This window comes from Acinetobacter sp. YH16031, assembly GCF_013417335.1.
GTDB lineage: Bacteria > Pseudomonadota > Gammaproteobacteria > Pseudomonadales > Moraxellaceae > Acinetobacter.
This window is the reverse complement of record NZ_VPED01000057.1, coordinates 1-6,695: the sequence shown is the minus strand read 5'-3', so window position 1 is coordinate 6,695 and position 6,695 is coordinate 1. Positions and strand designations below refer to the sequence as shown.

The 6,695-nt window shown below is 37.3% G+C and carries 7 protein-coding genes; 1 reads left to right on the top strand and 6 read right to left on the bottom strand.

Features of this window, described 5'->3' with window-relative positions; genetic code table 11:
- Positions 1–168: 168 nt before the first annotated feature.
- Positions 169–441 carry a NadS family protein gene (gene nadS / locus FTV31_RS15190; protein ID WP_000369781.1) on the bottom strand — a complete coding sequence of 91 codons (273 nt, stop codon included), beginning with the start codon at positions 439–441 and terminating at the stop codon, positions 169–171.
- The gene (locus FTV31_RS15185; RefSeq protein ID WP_000897307.1) at positions 434–754 is read right to left on the bottom strand and encodes a type II toxin-antitoxin system RelE/ParE family toxin; all 321 of its coding nucleotides are present in this window, start codon (positions 752–754) and stop codon (positions 434–436) included. The genes nadS and FTV31_RS15185 overlap by 8 nt, the downstream gene beginning before the upstream one ends.
- Positions 755–1,111: 357 nt before the next feature.
- Here FTV31_RS15185 and FTV31_RS15180 point away from each other — a divergent pair, with 357 nt between their 5' ends.
- Positions 1,112–2,680 carry an ATP-binding cassette domain-containing protein gene (locus FTV31_RS15180; RefSeq protein WP_159124549.1) on the top strand — a complete coding sequence of 523 codons (1,569 nt, stop codon included), beginning with the start codon at positions 1,112–1,114 and terminating at the stop codon, positions 2,678–2,680.
- A 287-nt stretch (positions 2,681–2,967) separates the two neighbouring features.
- Here FTV31_RS15180 and FTV31_RS15175 read toward each other — a convergent pair whose 3' ends face one another.
- From FTV31_RS15175 to mobQ, 4 genes are all read right to left on the bottom strand, one after another.
- A complete protein-coding gene (locus FTV31_RS15175; RefSeq protein ID WP_004896925.1) occupies positions 2,968–3,510 on the bottom strand; it encodes a plasmid replication DNA-binding protein in 543 nt (180 codons plus the stop codon).
- A 66-nt stretch (positions 3,511–3,576) separates the two neighbouring features.
- A complete protein-coding gene (gene repM, locus FTV31_RS15170) occupies positions 3,577–4,506 on the bottom strand; it encodes a replication initiation protein RepM (RefSeq protein WP_068553070.1) in 930 nt (309 codons plus the stop codon).
- Positions 4,507–4,708: 202 nt separating this feature from the next.
- On the bottom strand, positions 4,709–4,942 hold the full coding sequence (locus FTV31_RS15165) for a hypothetical protein (RefSeq protein ID WP_068553069.1): 234 nt from the start codon (positions 4,940–4,942) through the stop codon (positions 4,709–4,711).
- 101 nt (positions 4,943–5,043) lie between these two features.
- Positions 5,044–6,480: a MobQ family relaxase gene (gene mobQ / locus FTV31_RS15160; RefSeq protein WP_107111964.1), complete on the bottom strand. Its 1,437-nt coding sequence runs from the start codon at positions 6,478–6,480 to the stop codon at positions 5,044–5,046.
- Between the last annotated feature and the right edge of the window lie 215 nt (positions 6,481–6,695).

Below are 6,695 nucleotides of genomic sequence, written 5' to 3'. Positions count from 1 at the left end.
GTTTTATGATAACTTTACTGTTAAAAGAAGTCTAGACAACCTTGTTTTATGCTTGGATATAAGGCTTATTTTAAAATAATAGTAGTGAAGATTTTCTAAAATTAACATAATACACCTTATACGAAATAAAAATGGGAGCCTTAAGCTCCCATTTTTTAAGTAATTTTTTCAAATAAGGCTTGGGTGAGCATCTAAAATTCGAATCAATGTAGCTGCTGGTCCAGTTGGATAGCGTCGTCCCTGTTCCCAATTTTGCAGGGTACGGGGGCTAATATGTAGACGTGCAGCAAATTCATTTTGGCTCAAGCCAGTTTTTTCACGTACTTCTTTAATATCAGGCAATTCGAGTTCTGTAACTCGGCTTGCTTTAACTTCTTTACGTTTGATAGCTCCAGCTTCTTTGATTGAAGCAACCAAGTCATCAAATAAGTTGTTATCCATGAAATTGCTCCTTCACGAGTTGGTGCAGAATGGCGGTTTCCTTATCTGTTAAATTATCTTTTACTGATTTTGGATAAGCCACTAAGAAAAAGATCTGATCATCCTCGGTGACCCAATAATAAATCACCCGTATCCCACCACTTTTCCCTTTGTTACCTTGAGCACAACGTACTTTGCGAATACCACCGCCATTCTTGATTAGGTCACCTCTATCAGGCTGTACCAAAAGATCTTGCTGAAGTTGACGATATTCCTCATCAGATACAAGGTCTTTAATTTGCTTGGTAAAGATGCTGGTTTCAATAAATAACATGGACTCTTTATACGTCAATGGCGTATTTGAATTTTAGCAGTTTCCATAACAAAAAACGAGAGCTGGTAGATCTCGTTTCGCATAACAGCCATTATGTTAAATAACTTTTAGAAGCTTTAGTACAAGCTTGACAGATTGTCTTATCATTATAAAATAACCTTATTCAAATCATCCTCCCAAGAGTAACGCCAATGAAGTAAGTCATTTTCTCATCATTATTTTTAAACTTTTGATGTGCAAAATAGATTCTACTTGTGGCTATATATTCTTGGTCTCTACTTTATATCCTAAATAATATATTGTTTTTTATAAGTTAATCTTCACTATTTTGCATATCCTCTACATGAGGAATTTTTTATGCAACATGCATGTATTGCTTCAAACTTAAATTTAGAATTTTCTACACAGAAAATGTTTGATCAGCTAAACATTACGCTTTTATCAGGACAGGTTTCTGCATTAATTGGACGTAATGGTTTAGGTAAATCCCTATTGTTCAGAATATTAGATCAAAGCCAAGCTTTAGATATTCATTATAGTGGTCAAGTTTCATGGAATATCCAACATGATTATTTGGCACAATTAGAACGCCTTAATGCTGAAAATATTGCACAAGCATTAGAGGTAGATCATTTACATCATGCTTTTCGGCGTATAGAGAACAATACAGCTAGTTTTGATGATTATGAGTTAGTTGAAAATACCTGGGATTTACCACAAAAATGGCAAAATATACTTGAAAATGCTGACTTACCTACGGATTTGAACTTTCCAACAGAAAAACTGAGTGAAGGACAAAAAACAAAGCTGGCTTTATGTCGTTTGTTTTTAAAAAAGGATCACTATCTACTTTTAGATGAACCAAGCAACCATTTAGACTCAACATCTAGACAATGGTTAATTGAGAGTATTTTGGCACACCCTAGTGGTGTATGCCTGATTAGTCATGATCGCCAATTACTCAATCAAGTCCAACATATTTATGCTTTAACTGAATTAGGCTTACAACACTACAAAGGTAATTATGAGCATTACATTCAACAGCATCAGCTACACATGGATGCATTAACTCAGTCTATTAATAATGAGAAAAAAGAATTAAAGCAGTTAAAACAACGGCAACATGATAGCTTAATGAAAGCGAATAAACGTCAATCTAAAGGCAATGAACTTCGTGATTCTAATTCTCAAGCAAAGATTTTTCTAGATTTCAAAAAGGAAAATGCTGGACAAAGCTTAGGTAAGCTACGTGCCCAACAAACTCGACAAACTGATGATTTGAAAAATAGTCTGATTAATAGGCAGACCATTGTAGAAAAAATCAAAGCTCAGAAGTTTGAATTCCACTTACAGAGTACGAAGCAAGGAGAGATTTTAAGAATTCATGATTTAAAGCTACCCCATACAGCAACAAATAAAATTAATTTTGCATTGAAAGCTGGCGAAAAAATCCATCTTAAAGGTGCTAATGGAATTGGTAAATCAACCTTATTGAAATTGATTTCTACCCATCAACGTGATGATATTTTCTTTAGTGGAACATGTTTGTATTTAGATCAAAACTTTAGTTTATTAAATAATGATTTATCCGTAATCGAAAACCTTGCACTTTATAACTCCAATCTTACTGAAGTTGAGTGGAGAAATTTGTTAGGTCAGTTACGTATTCGTCGTGAAAAAGCTTTATTAAAACTATCAGAACTGAGTGGTGGTGAAAAATTGAAAGTCGCATTATTAGCAATGAGTCACTATCCTGATGGTATTGATTTATTATTGCTTGATGAACCAGAAAATCATTTAGATATTGAGTCTAGAGAGCTTCTATCGCAGGCTATTAGCCAATATCAGGGCGCTGTAATTTTAGTTTCACATGATCATTTTTTTGTTGAACAGTGTGAAATATCTGAAGAGTATTTAATTGAGTAAAATGACATTTTCAAATATATAGATTTATTAGTTCTACTAAAATTAACATAATACACCTTATACGAAATGCTTGATATTTCTCTTTAAATATCATTATATTAACGTAAGCCGTTCTGGAGTATAGGGCACCAGAACGGCTTTTTATTGATTATTCATGTTCCACGATCACTAATTGAGCGATGTTCCACGGTTTTATTCAGTTTTAATAAACATCATCCGGTTTTTTGAGGAGTCATTATTTCAAGTGCTTGCACTGAAATTGGCTCTTCAAAAAACTGGAGTCTTGGCTAACCATATGGAAGGAAAAAGCGGCTTAGGAAGCCTCTCTTCTTCTGTTCTGGTTCAACATGCTCCGGGATAGGAATACGCTTATTGTCTTGCTGAGGAGTAGTCAATTCGTCATAGTTCGTTGCTAGTTCCGACCGAGGATCCGTTGCTATATCCTGTTTAAAGCTCTGATCGGTAAAGGTAGTCATATTGGCTTTTGGTGCTTCTAGTAAGCGCTGCATAGCTTCAATCTGTTCTTGATAAAACGATTCACGTTCTAAAGATTGATTTTCTCTCTGTATTGCCTGATTTAATTGTTTTTCCAGTATGTCAACTTGACGTTTTAGTAAGTCAACTTCTGTCAAGTTTTGACTGTTAATTGATTGACTTTGATTGACTGTATCCTCTTTTTTTTGTGGTTCCCCAAAAACTCTTAGGGCCTCTGAAAAGTCAATTAATCCATCAGATCCTTTAGATAAATTTCCTTTGTTTATATGTGCATATATGGCTTGTCTTGAATATCCATAAAGCTTAGCTAACTCTGAAACTGACAGTTTTTTCATTATGTAAACCAGTTTTCAACTTGTGTTAATACCTGACTGTTAACTTAACAATTTCAATTAACAATGTCATTGAAATCCTAATTTTCTGAGTAAAGGAAGTAATTCCTTAAATTTCTCTGCATCTTGCAGCATGGCAGCTATACGTACAGCAAACTGCTGATAGCTTTCTGTGCCTTGTGAATATTTACTCATCTCAGGAAGCTCTGAGAGCTTGTTGGCGAATAGATGGCGTTGTTTATCTGTTATTTTTGAAAAGAGGTCTAATGTATTCGGATCTCTTTTAGATTCGACTGAATGCGTGGCTGATTTTTTCTGTTTAAAGCTAAATGAAAAACCAGTAATAGATCTACCTGTTTTATGCTGTTCAACTTTGACAATAATATCGGTATGTTCATTTACTTGTTTTAATGCAATGTCTAAAACATATTTTTTAAAATCATACATTCGTTTGTATTCAGTCTCGAGTACACCTATTTTTTGTCTAAAATCATACATAGTTATGAGAGGCGTTTTTCCAGTACTACGCCATGCAATCAATATTTCATATAAACGAACAGCATAAGCACTTGTTAAATTACTTATTTGTTGTATTTCATACTTTGTAAATTGTTCTTCTAACCTAGTAATTAAAGGCACAATAGCAGGGGCAAAAATAAGTCTAACGACAGCTTCATTATCAATATAAGCCACCTCGCTCACCCATCTTGATTTGTGATTAATAGTGTTACCTTTTTCACTAAGACTCTGATAACTGAATTGTCTTGCAAACAAGTCATCGCAAGCATCTTTTAACGCCTGATAAGCCGTATTTCGATGTACACCAAACTGATTAATATAACTTTCAGCATGAACTGTTAGTGGATCATTAGCATTTATCCCTTTACCCGATTCCCTTGCTTCAACAATAGCTAGGAGAATTAACCTCTGTTCAACTAGATCGAGGTTATAACTGGCATTGATTAAGGCGTTATCTTTAACAACTAGTTCTGTTTTCATATGAAAAGATTATATTTTTAATTCAATAAGACGAGGTTATATAATTATCTCGCTTAATGCAAGGTAAACCTCGTTTTAATGCAAGGTAAACCTCGTTTTAATGCAAGGTAAACCTCGTTTTAATGCAAGGTAAACCTCGTTTTAATATCTCTAGAACCATTATGAATAAAGGATTACAGCTTAATTAAAAGCATTTAAAAGCTTAAAAATAATTAAAAGCCCAGGGAGTAAAAAATTGCCCTTGGTTTTCGCTTCGCTCAAACTCTATTGAATCTCGCTTTCGCTCGATTCGTCGGGGCAATTTTTGGTTCATATTTTCGTGAATTTGAGAAAAAGCAAAAGCAAGATCAAAAGCAGCTCGGAATTCGCTTCGCTCATGAGCTTTTTTTCTCGCTACGCTCGGTTTAGGAATCAAATTTGGAAAGTTCGCACCCATTCGGGATGCTCTGTAAAGCAGGTGATTGATGGATAGGGAGCTTGTAATCAGGGAAAGGGATGGGCAAATTTTCTCAGTTCGCTCGTAGACACTCGCTCTGTTTAGCGACTCATGCCACGAGATTTCATTTTAGGCGCATGTTGCTGTGCTTTGAGCTGTTGTTCCTGTCTGAGTTTCATCTGTTGTTCTGCTTTGATCTCATCCACACATTTTTTAATGACTTGATAGGATGGGTATAGAGTCTGGTATTGCTTGGCTTTGGCTGGATGTTGTTGTTGGTACTGCTTCCAGGCATGTTCTTTGAATTTGTCATTTTCCAATAAATCCTTCACACCATGTTTTTTCTGGTGTTCATGCTGACCTTTCAGCTTTTTGTGCTCCTGGTAAATCGCATCACGTTGGGCTTCCCAGGCTTTTTTTCCAAACAGTAAGGGTTTGTTCTGAGTTAATTCGTTGTGTTGATCGACCAGGCTTTGCAATTTGTCATGACTTTGCTTGAGTCCGCTTTTCACGATCTCCTGGGCAAGCTGCTGATTGAACTCATTTTGATGTTTGTGGTGCTTGGTCAGGGTTATTTCGGCTTGTTTGAGATTACGCTGCATGAAATCCAGGTCTAGATTCGCGTCTTTTGCGCTGATTTCGCGTTTTAGCACTTTGCCAAGGGTTTCCCTCTGTTTTTCCTCAAACAGGGCTTTTTCGTCAATTGGTGGCGTTTTAGCGCTATTTTTGATTTGGATCTGCTGTTCTGTTTTCAGTGTGCTGAGTTTGATCTCATTTTCAGCAATCAGCAGATCCATATTTTTGCTGTATTGCAGCTGAGCCTGATTTCTCTGTTTGATTTCGTCATTGCTTCGGCTGATTTCGGTCTCAATCCCTTTTCGGCGCAGTTCGGTGACTTTCGGCCCTTCGTGCAGCGTGGCTTCTAAACCATTCTCCTGGTCTTTGTAGCTGCGGTGGTCGACTCGGGCAGTGTATCCAGCCAGATCCAGGTGCATATTGCAGATATCGGCAAAGTGTTCGCGCCAGTGTTCGATTTCTCCACTGTGTTTCTGATCCAGTTCCCGGGTTTTCTCGGTGAAGCCTTCCTGAGTAAGTTTGCGTGTGCTCATCAGGATATGCGCGTGATAATTGCGTTCATCACTACCAGATCCAGTATGCGGTGCATGAATACAGGCATCGACGGCTACCTGGTGTCTGTCCACGATACTGGCGCATAGCTCTTCGAGCATGGCCAGGCGTTGTTCCTGATTTAATTCACTTGGAAAAGCGATTTCAAATTCTCGGGCAACTGTCGAGTTTTTTCGGGTTTCCCGTTGTTCAACTTCGTTCCAGAGTCTTTCCCGGTTTTTTAAATGTTCTGGTGCGCCTTCGGGTAAATAAATTTCTTTATATTCCACACCTGTTTTTCGGCTGTAATCATGTTCTCGGCCCTCACGTTCACAATAGATCTTTTCACCTGCCCGATAGGCAATCGCAGCAGTAGCGGAACGCCCTGCTGATCGTGCTACGGTTTTGACTGAAAAGTGGTAAATCGCCATGCCTATTTTCGCTTTTAAATTTTCACGTAGTGAAGTACAACCGTGGATACGGTTGTCGGGGTATTGGGGAGACCCCAATCGTACTTGCAAACGAAGTTTGCATAAGTGCGCTCTTCGAGGAAAACATTACTATACATATAGCACCTTGAATGCATATTCAAGTGCGCTTATGTTAGGGATGGTTTCCCAGGATGATGGTATTGGATTAATGAGCG